The organism is Ignavibacteriota bacterium, assembly GCA_016716225.1.
In the GTDB taxonomy this organism is placed as follows: domain Bacteria; phylum Bacteroidota; class Ignavibacteria; order Ignavibacteriales; family Melioribacteraceae.
In genome coordinates this window covers 3,385,295-3,406,177 of the sequence record JADJWT010000001.1, presented here as the reverse complement: position 1 = coordinate 3,406,177, position 20,883 = coordinate 3,385,295, and the positions used below count along the sequence as shown (strand labels likewise).

Sequence of the window (20,883 nt, the reverse complement as noted above, 5' to 3'; positions counted from 1 at the left end):
GTTAAAAATTGGGATTGAAAATGGAAAAGCCAATTCTTACAGATCCGAATATTTTTCCGAATGATGAATTAATTTTTTCAATTATCGGAAAGAAACAAAAATTTTGGGAAATTTTATTCTCAATGATTTCATTAAATTATCCCGAAATAAATAAAGAATGGAGATATTACAATGATGGAAAGAGTTGGCTTTTAAAAGTTACTAAAAAAACTAAAACTATTTTTTGGTTAACAGTTTTTGAAAAGAATTTTAGGATTACATTTTATTTTGGCGAAAAAGCTGAAGCAGAAATTATAAACAGCAAAATTTCAGAAGAATTGAAAGTTCAATTTTTAACCGGACAAAAATTTGGAAAAATTAGAGCTATTAGTATTGATTTTTCAAAGCAAAAAGATATTGAAAATGTGAAATTGTTAATTGAACTTAAACAAAAAATTAAATAAACCATTAAAGAAATTGAGTTACTATTTTATTGCAAATATTAAAATCAATGATGAAAAAGAATATAAAAAATATTTAGATGAAGTTGATAATATTTTCTCAAAATTTAATGGAAAGTATATTTCGGTCGATGAAAATCCAATAATCTTGGAAGGGAAGTGGAATTACACGAAATGTGTTTTAATTCAATTTGATTCAAAAAAAGATTTTGATGATTGGTATTTTTCACAAGAATATCAGAATATTCTTAAATATAGATTAAAAGGTTCTGAGTGTAATACAATTTTAATTGAAGGAAATAAATTAAAATCATATCTAAACATTTTGAAATAAAACAGATTTCGCTTCTTCTATTCTTTGACTTTTGATATTTAATTTTTCACTTTTCACTTTCTAATGCGCTTCCAACCAATTCTTTCCAATTCCGGTATCTACAACAATTGGTACATTAAATTTCATAGAAGTTTCCATAATATTTTTAATTATTGGTCGCAATTCATCGACTTCATTTTTGTGAATATCAAAAAGTAATTCATCGTGAACTTGTAAAATCATTTTAGTTTTCGTTTTTCTTTTTTCCAGTTCATTGTGAATGTTTATCATTGCCAATTTTATTAAATCTGCGGCAGCTCCTTGAATTGGCATATTTATCGCAACTCTTTCTTCAAACTGACGAACAACTCGGTTGCTTGAATTTATATTTCTCAAAAACCTTCTTCTTCCAATAATTGTTTTAGCAAAACTATTTTTCTTAGTTTCTTCAATTAAAGTATCCATCATTCCTTTTACATTTTTAAAAGTCTTAAAATATGTATCAATTACTTCTTGAGCATGACTTCTTGGAATTCCTAATCTTCCAGCAAGACCGAAAGCTCCAATTCCATATAAAATTCCAAAATTTACTTCTTTGGCTTTTCTTCTCATATCCGGAGTTACATCTTCCGGTTTTACAGAAAAAACTAAAGCGGCAGTTGCTCTGTGAATATCTTCGCCTTTTTCAAACGCATCAATTAGAGCTTCATCTTTGCTTAAATGAGCCATAATTCTTAATTCAATTTGACTGTAATCGGCACTGAGAATTAAATAATTTTCATCGGTTGGAATAAATGCTTTTCTAATTTCCTTGCCAAGTTCAGATCTGATTGGAATATTCTGCAAATTTGGATTTAAACTTGAAAGTCTTCCGGTTGAAGCAACAGTTTGACTATACGTAGTATGGACTTTCCCAGTTTGCGGATGAATTAATTTGGGAAGTGAATCTGCATAAGTTGATTTCAATTTTGATAATTGACGATAATTTAAAAGTTCATCAACAATTTCATGTTCACCCTGATGTAATTCTAAAGATTTTGCATCAGTCGAAAATCCGGTTTTTGTTTTTTTTGTCGGCTTAAGTTTTAATTTTTCGAAAAGTAAAGTTTGAAGTTGTTTTGTAGAATTTATATTAAAAGTTTCACCGGCAAAATTATAAATATTTTCTGTTGATTTTGAAATCATTTTTTCTAAATCAATACTGAAATCGTTCAAACCTTTTTTATCAATTCTAACTCCGGTTCTTTCCATATTTTCTAAAACCGGTACAAGTGGAAACTCAATAGAATAAGCTACTTCATCCAAATCATTATTTTTAAGTTCATTCTTAAACTTTGTATAAAGCTGAAAAGTTACATCTGCATCTTCGCTCGCATATTCATTAAGTTTTTCCGGCTCAACAGAAAATATTTGCGTCGGATATTTGTTAACATCGTATAAATCTTTAAGATGAATCGGTTCGTAATTTAAATATTTTTCAGAAAGCGCATCCATTCCATGTTTCTGATCTGGATCGAGTAAATAACTTGCTAGCATTGTATCAAAGTAAAATCCTTTTAAATTTATTTCATAACGTTTTAAAACGCTTAAATCATATTTCCCGTTTTGACAAATTTTCTTAATCGATTCATTTTCGAAAATTGGCTTAAATATTTTTATAAAAATTTCTACATCTAATCGATTGCTTAAATCATACTCAAAAAGTGAATTATTTTTCATATTTGGATTAATTGCAATAAAATATGCTTCACCTTTTTTCAAACAGAAAGAAGCACCGGCAATGTTTAAATCAATAGTATCAAGTGAATCTGTTTCTGTATCGAACACAAATTCATCACTTTTTTCTAGAAGTGATGCGAGATTTTCTGCGCCTTTTTTCGTTGTGATTAGATGATAATTTACTTTCCCTTTTTCAAAAACTTTTTTCTCTGTTTGAATTTCTTCAACTTGTTCAACTGATTGAGAATTATATAATTTTTTTACTTTATCAAAAAGTGTTTTAAATTCTAATTCATTGAAAATTGATTGCAATTTTTCAAAATCTGGATTTTTAATTTTGGTTTCGAAATCAAAATCCATTTCAACATTTGTTACAATTGTTGCCAATCTTTTTGAGAGATATGCGTTTTCTCTATTTTGTTCAAGTTTATTTTTAATTGCCACTTTATCAATTTTATCCAAATTTTCATAAATATTTTCAAGGTGACCAAATTTTTGAATTAATGGCTGGGCTGATTTAGGCCCAATTCCGGCAACTCCGGGAATATCATCTGATGAATCACCAACTAATGCCAAATAATCAATCATATAAATTGGTTCAAATCCTAATTCTTCTTTTACTTTTTCTACATCGGTAATTATAAGTTCATCGTTTGATTTTCCGGTTTTTATTAGTTTAATATTTTCCGAAACTAATTGAATATAATCTTTATCGGGAGTTACAGCAAAAGATTCTAAATTATTTTGCTCAGCTAATTTTACAGCAGTTCCAATAATATCATCAGCTTCAAATCCGGGTTTTATGTAAAGTGGAATTCTGAATGCGGAAATAATCTCTTTTATTCTATTAATTTGTGGAATCATATCTTCGGGCATTGCTGAACGGCTTGCTTTGTAACCTTCAAACATTTCGTGTCTAAAAGTTTTTTCTTTTGAATCTGTTGCAACTGCTAAATAATCCGGTTTGGTTTCTTCAATAATTCTTATAAGTTGAGTAATAAATCCGTAAACTGCAGAAGTTGGTTCACCGCTTGAGGTTTGCAACGGTCTGCTCATAAAAGCAAAATACGCTTTATAAGTAATTGCCATTGCATCTATAATTACAAATTTTTTCTTTGCCATTTTATTCCAATACTTTCTAAAATTTTATAGTTATTTTATTTCCTCAAAATATAAATTCTTTATAACAATAACTAAAATTTGTGAAATATGAAAAAATATCATAAAACATTTTTAATACTTTATACTATTTTAATTTGCAATTCTTGTTCACAGAATTCAAATTCAATTGCTCAATCAAACAATGAATTTTATGTTGCAAATTGGAACGTTGAAAATTTATTTGATACCGTTGACGATCCCCAAAAAGATGATGAATGGTTTTTACCGGAAAGTGAAATTAATTGGGATGAAGAAAAGTTAAATACCAAATTGAATAATTTGGCAAAAGTTATAAAGTTTATGAATGACGGAAATGGTCCGGATATTTTAGGATTTGAAGAAGTAGAAAATAAATTTGTGGTTGAGTTGCTAGTCGATAAATATTTAGATAACTCAAAATATAAAATTACTCATTCCGAGTCTCCGGACGGAAGAGGGATTGATAATGCACTAATATATAATTCAGAGAAATTTGATTTGCAATATTCTGAATCCATTAAAATTAAGTTTGATGAAAAAAAATCTTCGCGTGATATATTGTTTACAACTTTTAAACTAAAAATGACTAATGAACTCATACACGTTTTTGTTAATCATTGGCCAAGCAGAAGAGAAGGTTTAAAAGAAACAGAAAAATTTAGAATTGATGCTGCAGAATCTTTAATAGAAACTATCGAGAAATTAAAAAATAATGACGAGAATTGTAGTATTATTATAATTGGAGATTTTAATGATTTACCATCAAATCACTCTATTGCTAAAGTACTTGGTGCCGTAAAATTAAATTGCAAAAAATATGATTCTGAAAATTTCTTATATAATTTGTCGTATAATTTATTTCAAAAAGGAGAAGGCAGTTACAAATATAAAGATCATTGGAATATGCTTGATCAAATAATTATTTCAAAAGGATTTTTTGATTCCAAGAATTCTGAATATGATTGTGATAGTTTTGAAATTATTAAACCGGAATTTATGATTGAAAAGGAAGGTAAGTATAAAGGCAATCCATTTCCAACATACGGTGGGAAAAAATATTTAGGCGGATTTAGCGATCATTTCCCCATTGGTGCCAATTTCATGATAAAAAATTAATTTTGAGAGAGAAATGTCTTTTATTCAATGAAAACAACACTTAAATTTACTTATTGACTTTTTTTTACTAAATACTTAATGTTAACCAACTTAATTTTGCAATTAAATTAAAGAACAATAAAAATAATATTGGAGGAAAGTTCTCATGCAAATTACTGAAATATTTGGATCAATTACTTACATTTTGGCGCAAGCTGAATCTACCAGCATGCTTAGTTATCTACAAGAAAAATTTGTTGCTGGCGGCGGTTTCATGTGGCCAATTTTAGGATGTTTGATTTTAGGTTTAGCTTTTTCTTTTGAAAGAATGTGGACTCTTACAAGATCAAGCACAAATACAAAAAAATTCATTGTTACTGTTAAAGATGCATTGAAAAAAGGTGGAGTTAAGGAAGCAATGAAATTGTGTGAAAACACAAGGGGTTCAATAGCTTCTGTATTTCATGCTGGTTTATTAAGAGCAGATGAAGGCGTTGAAGCTGCAGAAAAAGCTATCATGACATATGGTGCAATTGAAATGAGTTTCTTAGAAAGAGGTTTGGTTTGGATTTCACTATTTATCAGTTTAGCTCCAATGCTTGGGTTTACCGGAACTGTACAAGGAATGATTCAAGCTTTTGATGATATTGCAGCTGCAAACACAATGTCTCCCGCAATTGTTGCAAACGGTATTTCTGTTGCATTGTTAACAACACTATTTGGGCTTATCGTCGCAATGACTTTACAATTTTTCTATAATTTCTTTATTTCAAGAATAGATAGAATAGTTGGCGATATGGAAGAAAGTTCAATTGAGCTTATTGATGCACTTTACGAAATGAAAAAATAATCTAATAAACTGAGAAAATAATGATTGCAGATAAGAAAAAAACAAGACCTGGCGGAGAGTTTTCTGCTGCTTCAATGGCAGATATAACATTCTTACTTCTCTTATTCTTTCTTGTAACAACAAATATTGATGTTGACACAGGTATTGGTATGGTTCTTCCGGAATATGTTCCAGAAGATGAAAGAATTGAACAACCGCTATCAAAAGATAGGTTAGTAGCTATTCTGGTAAATGAAAATGGCGATGTTTTGTTAAATAATGAAATTATTGCAATACCTCAAATAAAAGATTTACTAAAGGAAAGAATAAAAAGTAAAATCGATTTACCTAAAAACAAAAAATTAGTCGTATCTATAAAAACAGATAGAGAAACTAATTATAATATTTTTATCCAAACTCTTGATCAAGTTGAAATCGCTTTTTCCGAAGTTAGAGAAGAATATGCAACTTCGAGATGGGGCAAAAAAGTTATGGATTTAACTGAAGAAGAAACTGATGAACTTAAAGAAAAGGTTTATAAAGTTGTATCTTTTGCCGAACCAGAATCAATTAAGAAGTAGTAAAAATATTTGAAGGATTGAAAATGAAATTTGAAAAATCACGTGCTAATGCAAAAACTGAAGTTTCCACAGCTTCTATGCCAGACATTATTTTTATGCTTCTTCTATTCTTCATGGTTGCAACAACTATGAGAGAGCAGGAAATATTTGTTAAATTTGTTCTTCCCGAAGCAAAAGCAGTTCAAAAAATTGAGGATAAAAGACTTGTATCCTACATTTGGATTGGCGATAATGAAAGAATTCAAATTGATGATAATATTGTTGAACTAAAAGAAATTCAAGATATTATGTATAAAAAAAGAGTTGATATTCCAAAAGTTATTGTTTCATTAAGAGTTGATAAAAATTCTAGTATGGGTTTAATTATGGATATTCAACAATCTCTTAGAAAAGCTGATGCAAGAAGAATAAATTATTCTGCTGTTGGTAAACTGTAGAAAATATTTTAAAGTATTTTTAAGCAGATTATAGTTTTATAATCTGCTTTTTTTTTAAATATTATTTGTAATAGGTATTGAAATGACATTAAAAGAAAAGATTAATAACGATTTAAAAGAAGCGATGAAATCGCAAGATAAAGTTAAATTGAATACAATTAGATCAATTAGAGCATTAATTTTAGAATATGAAAAAAGTGGAGCTGTAAAGGAACTTTCTCCGGATGATGAAATTAAAATGTTAAGTTCTGCAGCAAAAAAAAGAAAAGATTCAATTGAGCAATTTACAAATGCCGGAAGAATTGATCTTGCTGAAAAAGAAACTCAAGAATTGGAAATAATTCACAGTTATTTACCAAAACAACTTTCGCAAGAGGAAATTTTAGAAAAAATAAAAATTATTGCTCTAGAGATTGGCGCAACTTCCAAAGCGGATTTTAGTAAACTTATGCCAGCTGCTATGAAAAATCTTAAAGGTTTAGCAGATGGAAACGAAATTAGAAAAATCGTGGAATCACTTTTAGGTTAGATTTTGAATTATATTGATTACATCTTAATTGTAATTATTTTTATCGGATTTATTCTTGGATATAAAGACGGATTAGTTAGAAAACTGATTGGTTTATTGGGTTTAATTCTCGGAATTTATCTTGCGATTTCTTACGCTGATGTTATTGGAGAAAAATTAGCTCCAATCTTTAACGATGAAACTTATCTTGCTAAAATGATTGGCGGGTTGGTAATTTTTTTAGGAACAATTTTGTTTGCATCAATTATTAAAAGATTGGTTCATCCGGTTGATAAAGTAAATAAATTTATCAATCAGCTTCTTGGTGGAATAACAGGAACAATTCAAATTATTTTTTTTGTAAGTGTATTTTTATTGCTGTTAAATGTTTTAAATGTTCCCAAACAGAATGATAAAGATAACTCACTTCTTTACAGTTCAATTTACAATGTAACTCCAACTATAATTGATTTAATCATTGGTTCAAATTTTAAAACTGAAGGTTTCCTTAAAGATTATATTAATAGTAAAAATGATAAAGAAATTCCCGAGGATTTTTCTGAACCAATCGATTTAGATACATTAAATTCCAAAAATGATAAATAATTCTGTTTTAGAAAAAATTGAGTATAGTAAAGTTTTACACTACATTTCAAACTATGCAGCAACAGAGTTTGGGAAAATTCAAATTCAATCACAATTACCTTTTTCGGAAAAAGAATCGGCAATCAAAAAAGGTAAATTAATTTCTGAAGCCAAAGAAATTTTAATCAATTATGAATATCCTCCTATAAATTATCTGCCAAATCTTCAAAAGATTTTGATACAAAGTAAAGTTTTAGGTACAGTTTTAAAGAAGGAAGATATAATTAAAATTTTTGAACTTGCGCAGATTTCAAGAAAAATTTTATCATTCTTAAAATCAAATTCAACTAATTCAGAATTATTTAACAAATATTCAAATTTGTTTTTTGTCGATAAAAATTTCGAAGCACTTTTTTCCAAAATTTTTAGCGAAACCGGAGAAGTGAGAGATTCTGCAAGTCCTAAATTAAATGAAATAAGAAAAGAAATAATTAAAAAGAATTCGATTCTAACTAATGTTGTTGAAAAAATTCTAAAAGATTTAAGCAATTCATATTTAGTTCAAGAAGAATACATTACACAGCGTGAAGGTAGATTAGTAATCCCCGTAAAAGCTGAGCATAAGCGCCACGTAAAAGGATTTATTCATTCAGAATCAAATACTGGACAAACTGTTTACATTGAACCGGAACAAACACTTGAACTTAATAACGAAATTTTATCTTTAATTTTTGCAGAGAAAAGGGAAGTAGAAAGAATTTTGCGTGAATTGACAGTAATAATAGGTAAAAATTCCGATTCATTACTTTTAGCATTTGATGCAATAACCGATCTTGATAATATTTTTGCAAATGCAAAATATTCTCTTGAAATAATTGGAACATTTCCGCAAATAAATTCGAATAGAAAAATTAAAATTATTGATGGTCGCCATCCAATTTTGTTAAAAAAAATTGGAAGAGAAAATACAGTTCCTCTTAATTTTAATTTTGATAAAAACAATATTACAATTATTACGGGACCAAATGCTGGCGGAAAAACTGTAGTTTTAAAAACAATAGGTTTACTTTCACTTCTTGTAAAATCGGGAATTCATATTCCGGTTCATCCCGATTCTGAATTTATGTTTTTTGAAAATATCATGATGGATATTGGTGATGAACAATCGCTTGAAGATGATCTTTCGACATTTAGTTCTCATCTTAGAAATATTAAAAATATTTTAGAAAATGCAGATGAAAATTCGCTTATTTTAATTGATGAAATCGGAACCGGAACTGATCCAAGTGAGGGAACTGCTCTTGCAACTTCATTTTTAATAAAATTATCTGAATTAAATTCAATAGTTGTTACAACAACTCATCACGGAAATTTAAAAATTATCGCTTCAGAATTAGAGCATTTTCAAAATGCATCAATGGAATATGATATTGAAAATTTGCTCCCAACTTATAAATTTCGACAAGGAATTCCTGGTTCGAGTTATGCTTTTGAAGTTGCAACAAAAATTGGTTTAGAAAAAAATATAATTGATTTAGCAAAAGAACATTTGGATTCTAATAAATTTAAAGTTGAAAATTTTATTGCAGAGTTGGAAAATAAATCTCATCAATTGAATAAAAAATTAAATCAGCTTGAAATTGAAAACTCAAGATTGCAAGGCTTAACAAGTTTATATGAAAGAGAAAATCAAAAATTAAAAGAACAGAAAGAAAAAATATTAAAAGAAACAAAACAAAAGGCTGAAGAATTTTTGAATGATGTAAATAGTAAATTTGAGAATACGATAAAAAAAATCAAAGAATCAAATGCAGATAAAAAAGTTATAATTGAAGAAAAACAAAAAATTGCAGAAATAAAAAATTTTACAAAAATTAATTTTGAAATTCCTCAAAATGAAATTCATTCAAAAGAAAAATTTGAAGTCAATGATTATGTGCTAATAAAAGATTCCGGAACTTCTGGTGAAATTGTTGAAATAGATAATGAAAAAAATATTATAACTATTGATACCGGAAAATTAAGAATAAAAGTAAAATCCAAAAATTTAATTCACACCAAAAAAAATAAAGATGAAAAATCTGAATTGATAAATTCATTTATGCTAAATTCTGTTGAAAGCTCGCGGTTTGATATTAGAGGGAAAAAGCCCGAAGAAATTGAATTTGAGCTAATAAAATTTATTGATGATGCTTTTTTAAGCAATTTGAAAAATGTTGAAATTATTCACGGAAAAGGAACAGGAGTTTTGCGCGAAACTGTTCATCAAATATTAAAGAACCATGAAATGGTTTTATCATTTGAATTAGCTAACGCAGATTTTGGCGGAGCAGGCACAACTTTTGTAAAATTAAAATAAATAATTTTTCTCATTTTTTTTTCCTATCTTAAAATAAATATTTTAACCATTCTATCAATTTGTCATATTTCAAAAAAATATTAATTGCAAATCGCGGTGAAATTGCGGTGAGAATAACTAATGCTTGCAGAGAAATGGGAATTACGTCTGCAACAATTTATTCGGATGCTGATAAAAATTCTCTTCATGTTAGATCTGCTGATGAAGCTTACAGAATAGGTGCATCGCCAAGTTCGGATTCTTATTTAAATATTGATAAAGTTATTGAAATTGCGACTAAAATAAATGCTGATGCAATTCATCCAGGGTACGGATTTCTTTCGGAAAATTTTGAATTTATAAAAAAAGTTACTGAAAAAGGAATAAAATTTATTGGTCCAAATTTTCACTCTGTTAAGTTAATGGGAAACAAAACTGCCGCAAGAAAATTAATGATTGAAAACGGAATTCCAATTGTGCCGGGAACTATTGATCCAATTAAAAATATTTCTGAAGCTGAAAATATTGCAAATGAAATTGGGTTTCCGATAATGATAAAAGCTTCAGCTGGCGGTGGTGGGAAAGGCATGAGAAAAATTTCTTCACTAGCTGAATTACAAAAGGGAATAGAATTTGCACAAAATGAAGCTCAGAAAGCTTTTGGAGATTCTTCGGTTTATATTGAAAAATTTATTGTAAATCCGAAACACATTGAAGTGCAAATTTTAGCAGATGAATGCGGAAATTATGTTCATTTATTTGAACGTGAATGTTCTGTTCAGCGAAGACATCAAAAAGTTTTAGAAGAAGCACCTTCCGGTTCGCTCACAAATGAATTACGAAAAAAAGTTACAGATATTGCAATAAAAGCAGCACAAGCCGCTGATTATTTTAATGCAGGAACAATTGAATTTTTATACGACCAAAAAGAGAATTTTTATTTTCTCGAAATGAATACAAGATTGCAAGTTGAGCATCCGGTAACCGAAATGATTACCGGAATTGATGTTGTAAAAGAACAAATTAAAATTGCTGCTGGAGAAAAATTATCTGTTACTCAAGATGAAATATATTTTAATGGACATGCAATTGAGTGTAGAATTTATGCAGAAGATGTTGACAACAATTTTGCTCCATCAACTGGGAAAATATTGCATCATAGATTGCCATCCGGAAACGGAGTTAGAGTTGATAGAGGAATTGATATTCTTTCAGATGTTTCAATTTATTACGATCCAATGCTTTCAAAATTAATTACTTGGGGAAAAAATCGTAATGAAGCAATAGAAAGGATGAAAAGAGCACTTGGGGAATATCAAATTGCCGGTGTTAAAACCAATATTAATTTTTTCAATTGGATTTTAGAAAACGAGATTTTTTTGAATTCGACATTTGACAATAATTTTTTAGATAATCATTTTTTAACATTGCAGAAGAATGAATGGCGTAAAGATGTAAATCAAAAATATAAAGAGATTTCAGCAATTCTTAGCGCATACTTAAAGTTTGGAAATAATAATTTAAAACCATCAAAAAATTGTATTTCAACAAATAATAATTGGTCAAATCAAAATTATGAATGAGTTTATTTCAACAATCGATAATCAAAAAATATTAATTAAAACTTCAGATTTTTCTGTAGTTGAAATAAATGAACAAAAATCCAATTGTGAAATATCAAAACTTTCTGAATTTACCTACAAAGTAGAAATTGATAATAAAATTTTTCACGTTACAGTTACACAAAAAAATAATAATAAAATTACATTTTTAATTGATGGTCATTACATTGAAACATCAATAAAAACTTTATTGGAAGAAAAGGCAGAAAATTATTTAAGGCAATCCGAAACAAATAATTCAATCGAAGAAATATTTTCTCCAATGCCGGGTTTGATATTAAAAGTTTATAAAAATATATATGAAAATGTAAATCAAGGAGAACCAATAATTTTACTTGAAGCCATGAAAATGGAAAACGAAATTCACTCACCAAAAACCGGAAAGATAAAAAATATTCTTATTAAACCGGGAAATTCCGTAGAAAAAAATCAACTTTTACTTACTATAGAATAATATAAATGTTGCAATTGGATATTTTTAATTGCTATCTTTAAAATGCTTTATACTCTAAAAGGAGGTTTGGTGAAAAAATATCTTACAACTTTATATTTAATTATTCTTTCATTCTCAAATTTTTATTCCAGCGGATTTCAAATTAACGAACAAGGCTCAAGAGCAATGGGATTAGGCGGAGCGTTTACCGGATTAGCAAATGATCCATCAGCAATTTATTTTAATCCTGCAGGTATTACTCAACTATACGGCACACATTTTATTGGCGGAGCAACATTAATTCTTCCAAGTTCAACTTTTAGAGGTCCCTATCCATCAATTTCGGAAACGAAAATGGAATCTCAAGTTTTTAATCCAATTCACTTATATGCTACACATCAAGTTTTTGATAAATTTTTTCTTGGTGTTGGAGTTGGCAATAATTACGGACTTGGTACAAAATGGGATGAAAATTGGGTTGGCAGATTTATGACGGTTCAAACCGAAATTAGAACATTCTTTTTCAACGCAGTTGCTTCATACAAAATTATGGAAGAAGTTTCTGTTGGTTTTGGATACGTTTTTGCTTACGGAGATGTATTGATAAATAGAAAAATTAATTTAACACCTTTTAACAGTGAACCATCTTTGAATTTAGAAGGTACAGGTTATGGAGCAGGATTTACAGCAGGAATTTTTGTTCATCCAATAAAAGCAATTTCACTTGGGTTGTCATTTAGAAGTCAAGTAAAATTTGATTTTGAAGGTGATGCAATTCCTTCAGAATATTCTTCACAATTTGAAGGTTTGCTTCCAAATGGAAAAATTACTGCACCATTAACAACTCCGCAAAATATTACTCTTGGGGTTGCAATTAGACCTTTGAATAATTTTACATTAACCGCAGATTATCAATATGTTGGCTGGGATAGTTATGATAAACTTGAAGTTCAGTTTGAAGAATTTATTGATTCTGAAACCGGTGAACTACTTGTTTCAACTTCAGATAGATTATATGATAATGGTTTTATTGCTAGAATCGGAGCAGAATATAATTACAGTAAATCTTTAGCTGTTCGCGGTGGGTTTCTATATGATCGAAATCCGGTTTCTGATGAAAGATTAGACCCAACTTTACCGGATTCCGATAGATTGGGATTTAATTTTGGTGGAACTTTAAATCTTAATGAAAATATAGCATTGGAAGCTGCATATATGTTTTTAAGATTTGATGAAAGAGAAATTACAAATTCTGCAGAAAATTATAGCGGTATTGAAAATAGTATTTCACCAATGAACGGGATGTATAATTCAATTGCACATTTATTTTCAGTTACATTGGCTTATAAATTTTAATGTTTGGAGAACTTATGAAGAAATTTTTTATAATAATTTTTATTGGATTTTTTATTTTATCTTGCGAAGACAGAAGTGAACTGACAGAACCTTCAACACCGGATACTGGAACAGCTAACTTTACAAAATTTGTTACTATAGGAAATAGTTTAACTGCAGGATTTCAATCAAGTTCACTTTATGAATCTGCACAAGAATTTTCATTCGGAAAGCAAATTGCAGATCAAGTTGGAGTTGAATTTATTCAACCGACAATTAGTGATCCCGGAATTGGCGGAAGAATTGAAATTAAAACTTTAAATCCTCTTGTAACTTCAACTGCATCATTAAATGCCGGAACTCCAACAAATCTGAATTACAATGGAATTTATAATAATTTAGGGATTCCCGGAGCACTTTTACCGGATATTTTAACTGCAAAAAGTACAGCAACTGCACTTGACAAAAGTAATGTTTTCTTTGACATTGTTTTAAGAAATCAAGATAAAACTCCAATTGAAATGGCAATAGCTGCTCAACCAACATTAGTAAGTTTATGGATTGGCAATAATGATATTTTAGGTTATGCAACAAGCGGAGGAACTTTACCTCATACTCCAACAGAAACTTTTACATTTTTATATGATCAGCTTTGTGGAAGTTTGGCACAAGCAAATATTCCAGTTGTTCTTGCAAATATTCCTAATGTTAGTGCAATTCCATTTTTTACAACTGCAGCGCCAATTATCGGAAGAAATATACAAACTGCACAATCACAAAATCCGCAAATTCAAGGATTAGTTTATTCATCCTCTTCTACTGAGATTCCAATTGGAATAGCTTCGGTTTCTGATTTAGCAACAAACAAAACAATGATAACTTTAAGAGGTTCAGCAGCTGCTGAATTTATTGGTGATACAAAAGGTTTATATTATTCATCAAATTCAATTTCCGTTCCGGAAGGAGTAAATACTGCTTATCCGTTTGGATTAGCTCCGGAAAATCCATTTCCAAATAATTTTGTTTTAGATCCATCTGAGCAAATTATCGTAAAAAATGTAGTAAGTAGTTTTAATTCATCAATCACAACCATAGCTCAAAAATATGGTTTTCATTTAGTTGATGTTAATAACTTTTTTAATGAAGTAGCTGAAAACGGCTATTTATCAAATGGAGTTGAATTTACAACTGATTATATTTCAGGTGGAATTTTTAGTCTGGATGGAGTTCATCCAACAAGTCAAGGTTATGCAATAATTGCAAATTTATTTATTGAGAAAATTAATGAATCATTTAATGCTAAAATTGATAAAATAAATGTATCGGAAGTTCCGGGAAGTTTGGAATTAGCGAAAAAAATTAAATATGATAAAAATAATCTTCCTAAATTTGAAAAAGGTACTTTTGAGAGAATATTTTATTAATTGATATTTTAGTTTAAGCTGATTATTTTTGAGTATTACCAACAAATCAAAGTGTAAAAAATGAAAAATATATTATTAATTCTGTTTCTTATTTTATCTCTCTCAGCATGTTCAATTTTTCAATCATCTGAAGAAGAAGAAAAACAAGCAAAAGCTGATGCTGAAGAAGTTTACGTTTTTGATGAAGTTGATGACTCAAAAAATAAAACTAATAAAGTTGATGAAGTTAAAAAGGAAGTTGAAACTACTTTTGATGATGATGACAGCGAAAAAGATGAATACTTTAAATCAAATCAACATGGATTTTTCTTACAGCTCGGTGCATTTTCTACAAAAGATAGAGCAGAACAATTTTTAAATGAGAATAAATCAAAAGTCCCTTTTAGCTTATCAATAGTTTTTAATAGTACCAATTCACTTTATACGGTTAGAAGTTCTGCTTACCAAACTAAACCAGAAGCGCAAATGGTTAGAGAAGGTTTATGGAATCAAAATATGTTTAAAGATGCATTTATTGTATCTGAATAATATTTATAATTTATTGGAGAAATTTCAATGGCATTTTCATTAAATAAAGTAATGTTGATTGGCAATTTGGGACAAGATGCTGAACATCGTTTTACAACTAATAATACTGAAGTTACAACTTTTTCTATAGCCACTTCACATAGTTTCAAAGGAAAAGATGGAAATTGGGTTAATGAAACAACTTGGCATAATATAGTATTATTTGGTGTTACTGATTTCTTAAAAGCTAATTTAAAAAAAGGCAGAAAATTTTATATTGAAGGAAGAATAAGTAAACGAGATTATGAAAATAAAGAAGGTCAAAAAGTTTATATTACAGAAATTATTGCTGATAAACTTAGCATTATTCCTCTAGATAGTTCGGAAGGCGGATCACAAAATTATAGCTCACGTGATTCAGCCAATTTTGTTCAAGTAGAATCTACAAATAATTCTACTGCGGAAGACGATGATCTCCCATTTTAGTTTTTATGTAAAATAACATAGGTTAAGAATATTTTTTGGACGTTGATTGGTTTTATCGAACAATTTTACTTATTGTTCTTCTATTATTTTCCGCATTATTTTCCGGTTCTGAGGTTGCATTATTTTCATTAGATGATAAAAAATTAGATGAAATTAATAAACGTTCTAAGCACTTAGGGAAATACATTACAAAATTAATTGCTTTTCCAAAAAAATTATTAATTACTATTCTTATTGGAAACACAATCAGCAATGTAGCCTTATCAATTATTGCTGTTTCTATTTCGTTAGATATTGCAAAAATATATAACTATCCGGTTGATATAGTTTTGCTAATTCAAATTATAATTCTAACAATAATTGTTATTTTATTTTCCGAAATTACTCCAAAAGTGTGGGCAAATAAATATCCGGTTAAAGCTTCAAAACTTATTGCAATTCCATTACATTTTTTAAGCATTATTATAAGTCCAATTTCAAAATTACTTTCTTTATTGATGAAAGTTTTAACATCTAATGTAAAATATGATAAATCGAGAACTGCTTTGTCAACTTCTGATATTGCTGATTTAGCAGATATCGGAATTGAAAAAGGTACTTTGGAAGAGGAAGAACATGAATTAATTCACGGATTAGTTTCATTCAAAACTTTACTTGCAAGAGAAGTGATGACTCCGCGAGTTGATATAATTTCTGTTCCGGAAAATATTCCGTTTAGCGAATTAATTGAAATAATTAAAACTTCCGGTCATAGTAGAATACCGGTATATTCAAATGATTTAGATTCAATTATCGGCGTAATTCATGCAAAAGATTTACTTCCATATCTTAATAATGAAAGTTTATTCAACATTAAAAAAGTTACAAGAGAATGTCTTTTTGTTCCGGAAACAAAATTACTTAGTGCATTGATGAAAGAATTTCAAGAGAAAAACATGCACATTAGTATTGTTGTTGATGAATACGGTGGAACAGCCGGATTGATAACTTTAGAAGATATTTTGGAAGAAATTGTCGGAGAAATCCGCGATGAATACGATACTGAAGAAGATGAAATTATGCAGATTAGTGAAAATAAATTTATTATGTTTGGAAAAGTGTATATTGATGAATTAGAAGAAAAATTGAAAATCGATATTGAAGTTCCCAATGAAGATTTTGAAACTTTGGGTGGATTTATTTTTAATCATGCTGGAACAATTCCGGATATTGGTTATAAGTTTGAAAAATACGGATATTCATTTAAAGTAATTGCATTAGAAAATAACAGAATTAGTAAAGTAGAAGTTGAAAAATTATCACAATGAAAAAAGGATGTTTTTTAACGGTAATTATTACATTAACAGTAATTGTTGCTACAATTTTTTATTTAATTAAATTTCATGGCGAAGACTTAATAAATATTGGTAAAGATAAAGTTTTAGAATTTGCAGAATCAAAGTTAAATTCTGATTTAGATAATTTACAAAATAAAGAGTATGTAGATTCATTAAAGTTTGAAATGAAAAAATTCTTTACAGGTTTTGAAAATAAAAATGTTGAAAAAAAAATTAACAAACTTGAAGAACTATCACAAAATATTGAACTTATTATTAAAGATTCAAAAATAGATTCATTAGAATTTGCATTTATTAAACAATCCCTAAAAACAAATGAATGAAGAAAAAAAAATTGAACTAAAAGTTGGCATAACTATATTTATTGCACTCATTCTTTTAGCATTAATATTTGGCTGGGCAAGAAATTTTAATTTATCTTCAGAGAATTTGTTGTTGAATGTTAAATTTAATACAGTTGCTGGCTTGGAAGTTGGAGATTTAGTAAGTGTGAACGGTGTTAAAAAAGGTTATGTTGAATCAATAAACTCTGAAGAGAATTCAGCCTTAGTTAAAATTCATTTTACAGAAAGTCCAAATTTAAATGAAGATGCAACATTTTCAATTATGATGCTGGATTTAATGGGCGGAAAAAAAATTGAAATATTAAACGGAACTTCTCAAAATAAAATAAATTTTGATAAGACATATTATGGCAAATTTTCCGGAGATATTTCAACAGTTATGGCTACTTTAAACTCTGTTGAAGACGATTTGATTTCTGTAATAAAAGATTTAAAAACGTCTTTGCATTTTATCAATTCTAACTTTTCTAATGATGAGTTTAAATTCAATCTGCATAATTCAATTTCTAATTTGCAATCAGTTACAAAAAATTTGAATGAATTGATTATTATTAACAAAAGTGATATTTCACAAATTATCGATAATACAAAAAATTTAACAAATCAGACTAATGATTTTATTTCTGAAAATAAAACTTTAGTTAATGAATTATTAAAACAATCAAATAAATCTTTGCAAAATGCAGATTCTTTGGTTCAAAATATTAATAAAATTGCAGATGAAACTGTATCCGGTAAGAATAATATCGGAAAAATTTTATATGATGAAAATTTATTTAATAATTTGAAAGAATCTCTTGAACAGTTGAAAAAATTAACAAACACATTAAACAATCAACTTGATAATGGCGGATTGGAAGTTAAGGCCGATGTTGATCTTTTTTAACGAGTTAAAATGATATTCGGAATTGGGATTGACATAATTGAAATTGAGAGAGTAAAAAAAAGTGTGGAAAAATTTGACGAACTTTTTCTTAATAAAATTTATACTCAAACAGAATTGGAATATTGTTTAAAAAAGAAGAATAAATTTCAGCATTTGGCTGCACGATTTGCAGCAAAAGAAGCAATTGCAAAAGCCTTGGCAACTGGTTGGAGTAAGGGTTTTAGATGGAAAGATATTGAAATATTTAATGAAAGTTCCGGAATGCCAAATGTTAAATTACACGGAAAACTTCAACAATTTCTTGGAAGTGATAAATTGTTAAAAATTTCCATGAGTCACTCAGAAAATTACGTTACATGTTTTGCGATTATTTATTCAAATCATTTAAACTAATTTCATCAAATCAATTCCTATGATAAATTAAAATTATGAAATATCTCTTTATTGTAAATCCGGTTTCTGGAAAGGGAAGAGGAAAAAAATCTATTCCGATTATTGAACAATTTTTACAAAATGAAGGTATAAATTACAAACTAATAATTACTCAATATCCAAAATTTGCAACTGAATTTTCACTTGAGAATTTACAGAATTTTGAAGTTGTTGTTTCTGTTGGTGGAGACGGAACTTTAAATGAAGTTGTAAACGGAATAAAAAATGAACTAATTGCAAAAGTTAAACTTGGCGTGCTCCCGATTGGAAGTGGAAATGATTTTTCAAAAAATATAAAATTATCAAAAGATCTAATTTCAAATCTAAAAGTTATTTGCGGTATTGAAACTAATAAAACACGAAAAATTGATTTATATGAAGTAAAATATGATACGGTTAATCAAAATAATCAATATCATAAATTCATAAACGGAGCCGGAATAGGATTTGACGCCTATGTTGGTGCATTAACTCAAAACAATAAAGTTTTATCCGGAATTTTAGCATATTTAATTAGTGTTGTTAAAGCATTGTTTAATTATAAAATGATAAATGTAAATGTTGAAATCAATAATTTAAAGATTGTTGAAAATAAATTAATGATTACTTTCGGAAACGGAATTTCACATGGAGGTGGTTTTTATTTAACTCCGAATGCAAAAATTGATGACGGTTTACTTGATGTTAGTTTTTTTGAACAAATTTCTCGAAAAAGATTATTAGTTGCATTGCCAAAAGCTCTAGTTAATAAGGTAAATGAAATTCCAGAAGCAAGATTAATGCAAACAAAAAAAGTAAATTTAATTTTGCAAAAACCGTATTATTTTCATTGTGATGGTGAAATAATAAGCGATAATTTGAAATCTGCGGAAATTTCTATTCTTGAAGAAAAATTACAAATAATAGAAATGGTATAAAAATGATTTTAAAGAAACCCAAAAATAGAAAATTTGATTATCAGCCAAGATATTATAAACCAGAAACCGATAAATCAGAAAAAAGAAAAAGAAAACTTGGGTTTAGAAATAATTTTAATAATTCAACAAGAAAAAGATCGCCAATAATATTTGTTCTGCTGTTAATAATTATTTTGTATTTGATAATTAAATATCAAGATCTGATTAAATAGGGAATTTATTAGTTTACATAATATACATTATATGACAAATAAATGTTATTTTTTTTACTTAGATTAATGTCAATATTTATAAAAACCTTCACCAGACTTTCGTCCTAATTTTTTTGCAGCAACCATGTTTTTTAATAATGGACATGGACGATATTTTGAATCATTAAATCCTTCATATAAAACATTCATAATAGAAAGACATACATCTAAACCAATAAAATCTGCTAATTCAAGCGGTCCCATTGGATGAGCCATACCTAATTTCATTACCGTATCAATATCTTCTTTTTTAGAAACATTTTCATAAAGTGCAAAAATTGCCTCATTAATCATTGGCATTAAAATTCTATTGGAAATAAATCCGGGATAATCGTTTACTTCTACTGGAATTTTCCCAATTTTTATCACTAAATCATTTATTGCTGAAAATGTTTCATCGCTGGTTGAAAATCCTCTTATAATTTCAACTAATTTCATAACTGGAACGGGATTCATAAAATGCATTCCAATAAATTTATCAGCATTTATATTTGCACTCAATTCAGTAATGGAAATTGATGAAGTATTTGTAGAAATGATACAATTTGGTTTAATTATATCTAATAATTTATTATATAAATTGATTTTAGCTAATTTGTTTTCAATTATTGCTTCAATAACTAAATCAACATTACTTGAAATATTTTCAATTCCCACTATTGGATTTATATTTAGAATTGTTTCATTTAGATTAGACTCCGAAATTATTCCTTTTTGTAATTGGCGATCAAGATTCTTCTTAATTATTGAAATTCCTTTATTCACTAATTCTTCAGAAATATCTACAAAATCAACCTTAAAATTATTCTGTGCAAAAACATGCGCAATACCGTTTCCCATTGTTCCTGCACCAATAACTACAATTTTTTTAATTTCCATATTAGCTTTCACATTAAATTAAATCTGATAAGAAGTATTATATTG

General features: G+C 28.1%; 23 protein-coding genes. 21 read left to right on the top strand and 2 right to left on the bottom strand.

All coding sequences use genetic code 11. The features are described 5' to 3' along the window. The first annotated feature begins 20 nt into the window (after positions 1-20). A complete protein-coding gene (locus tag IPM32_14755; protein ID MBK8946513.1) occupies positions 21-443 on the top strand; it encodes a DUF3788 family protein in 423 nt (140 codons plus the stop codon). Beyond that, positions 418-774 (top strand): DUF1330 domain-containing protein, encoded by a 357-nt coding sequence (locus IPM32_14750; GenBank protein ID MBK8946512.1) that lies wholly within the window; start codon positions 418-420, stop codon positions 772-774. Before IPM32_14755 ends, IPM32_14750 begins: the two co-directional genes overlap by 26 nt. A gap of 60 nt (positions 775-834) precedes the next feature. Here the strand turns inward: IPM32_14750 and polA are convergent, their stop codons facing one another. Then, positions 835-3,594 (bottom strand): DNA polymerase I, encoded by a 2,760-nt coding sequence (polA, locus tag IPM32_14745; protein ID MBK8946511.1) that lies wholly within the window; start codon positions 3,592-3,594, stop codon positions 835-837. Positions 3,595-3,681: 87 nt separating this feature from the next. Between polA and IPM32_14740 the strand changes: the two genes are divergently transcribed. The 19 genes from IPM32_14740 (at position 3,682) to IPM32_14650 (ending at position 19,920) form a co-directional block, all read left to right on the top strand. Next, positions 3,682-4,728, top strand: a complete 1,047-nt coding sequence (locus IPM32_14740) for a hypothetical protein (GenBank protein MBK8946510.1) — start codon at positions 3,682-3,684, stop codon at positions 4,726-4,728. A gap of 145 nt (positions 4,729-4,873) precedes the next feature. Further along, entirely contained in the window at positions 4,874-5,557 is a 684-nt protein-coding gene (locus tag IPM32_14735; protein ID MBK8946509.1) for a MotA/TolQ/ExbB proton channel family protein, read from the top strand. Between the two features lie 20 nt (positions 5,558-5,577). Continuing rightward, on the top strand, positions 5,578-6,117 hold the full coding sequence (locus IPM32_14730) for a biopolymer transporter ExbD (protein ID MBK8946508.1): 540 nt from the start codon (positions 5,578-5,580) through the stop codon (positions 6,115-6,117). Positions 6,118-6,140: 23 nt separating this feature from the next. Continuing rightward, positions 6,141-6,554, top strand: a complete 414-nt coding sequence (locus IPM32_14725) for a biopolymer transporter ExbD (GenBank protein MBK8946507.1) — start codon at positions 6,141-6,143, stop codon at positions 6,552-6,554. An 82-nt stretch (positions 6,555-6,636) separates the two neighbouring features. Further along, positions 6,637-7,083, top strand: a complete 447-nt coding sequence (locus IPM32_14720; protein ID MBK8946506.1) for a GatB/YqeY domain-containing protein — start codon at positions 6,637-6,639, stop codon at positions 7,081-7,083. A gap of 3 nt (positions 7,084-7,086) precedes the next feature. Continuing rightward, entirely contained in the window at positions 7,087-7,668 is a 582-nt protein-coding gene (locus tag IPM32_14715) for a CvpA family protein (protein ID MBK8946505.1), read from the top strand. Next, entirely contained in the window at positions 7,658-10,006 is a 2,349-nt protein-coding gene (locus tag IPM32_14710) for an endonuclease MutS2 (protein MBK8946504.1), read from the top strand. Before IPM32_14715 ends, IPM32_14710 begins: the two co-directional genes overlap by 11 nt. A 59-nt stretch (positions 10,007-10,065) precedes the next feature. Further along, complete coding sequence (locus IPM32_14705) at positions 10,066-11,568, top strand: acetyl-CoA carboxylase biotin carboxylase subunit (GenBank protein ID MBK8946503.1); 1,503 nt, start codon at positions 10,066-10,068, stop codon at positions 11,566-11,568. Beyond that, positions 11,561-12,061, top strand: a complete 501-nt coding sequence (locus IPM32_14700) for a hypothetical protein (protein MBK8946502.1) — start codon at positions 11,561-11,563, stop codon at positions 12,059-12,061. Before IPM32_14705 ends, IPM32_14700 begins: the two co-directional genes overlap by 8 nt. A 69-nt stretch (positions 12,062-12,130) precedes the next feature. Further along, positions 12,131-13,396, top strand: coding sequence for an outer membrane protein transport protein (locus IPM32_14695; GenBank protein MBK8946501.1), 1,266 nt, complete (start codon positions 12,131-12,133; stop codon positions 13,394-13,396). Between the two features lie 14 nt (positions 13,397-13,410). After that, complete coding sequence (locus tag IPM32_14690; GenBank protein MBK8946500.1) at positions 13,411-14,799, top strand: hypothetical protein; 1,389 nt, start codon at positions 13,411-13,413, stop codon at positions 14,797-14,799. 60 nt (positions 14,800-14,859) lie between these two features. Further along, complete coding sequence (locus tag IPM32_14685; GenBank protein MBK8946499.1) at positions 14,860-15,327, top strand: SPOR domain-containing protein; 468 nt, start codon at positions 14,860-14,862, stop codon at positions 15,325-15,327. A 27-nt stretch (positions 15,328-15,354) separates the two neighbouring features. Then, positions 15,355-15,792 (top strand): single-stranded DNA-binding protein, encoded by a 438-nt coding sequence (gene ssb / locus IPM32_14680; GenBank protein ID MBK8946498.1) that lies wholly within the window; start codon positions 15,355-15,357, stop codon positions 15,790-15,792. Between the two features lie 35 nt (positions 15,793-15,827). Then, positions 15,828-17,099 (top strand): HlyC/CorC family transporter, encoded by a 1,272-nt coding sequence (locus tag IPM32_14675; protein ID MBK8946497.1) that lies wholly within the window; start codon positions 15,828-15,830, stop codon positions 17,097-17,099. Continuing rightward, the gene (locus tag IPM32_14670) at positions 17,096-17,452 is read left to right on the top strand and encodes a hypothetical protein (protein MBK8946496.1); all 357 of its coding nucleotides are present in this window, start codon (positions 17,096-17,098) and stop codon (positions 17,450-17,452) included. Before IPM32_14675 ends, IPM32_14670 begins: the two co-directional genes overlap by 4 nt. After that, the gene (locus tag IPM32_14665; GenBank protein ID MBK8946495.1) at positions 17,445-18,359 is read left to right on the top strand and encodes an MCE family protein; all 915 of its coding nucleotides are present in this window, start codon (positions 17,445-17,447) and stop codon (positions 18,357-18,359) included. Before IPM32_14670 ends, IPM32_14665 begins: the two co-directional genes overlap by 8 nt. A gap of 9 nt (positions 18,360-18,368) precedes the next feature. Continuing rightward, positions 18,369-18,752, top strand: coding sequence for a holo-ACP synthase (gene acpS / locus IPM32_14660; GenBank protein MBK8946494.1), 384 nt, complete (start codon positions 18,369-18,371; stop codon positions 18,750-18,752). A 35-nt stretch (positions 18,753-18,787) separates the two neighbouring features. Continuing rightward, positions 18,788-19,708, top strand: coding sequence for a diacylglycerol kinase family lipid kinase (locus IPM32_14655; GenBank protein ID MBK8946493.1), 921 nt, complete (start codon positions 18,788-18,790; stop codon positions 19,706-19,708). Positions 19,709-19,710: 2 nt separating this feature from the next. Further along, positions 19,711-19,920 carry a hypothetical protein gene (locus IPM32_14650; GenBank protein ID MBK8946492.1) on the top strand — a complete coding sequence of 70 codons (210 nt, stop codon included), beginning with the start codon at positions 19,711-19,713 and terminating at the stop codon, positions 19,918-19,920. Between the two features lie 69 nt (positions 19,921-19,989). On the opposite strand, the gene IPM32_14645 is transcribed toward IPM32_14650, so the two are convergent. Next, positions 19,990-20,832 (bottom strand): 3-hydroxybutyryl-CoA dehydrogenase, encoded by an 843-nt coding sequence (locus IPM32_14645; protein MBK8946491.1) that lies wholly within the window; start codon positions 20,830-20,832, stop codon positions 19,990-19,992. Positions 20,833-20,883 lie beyond the last annotated feature (51 nt).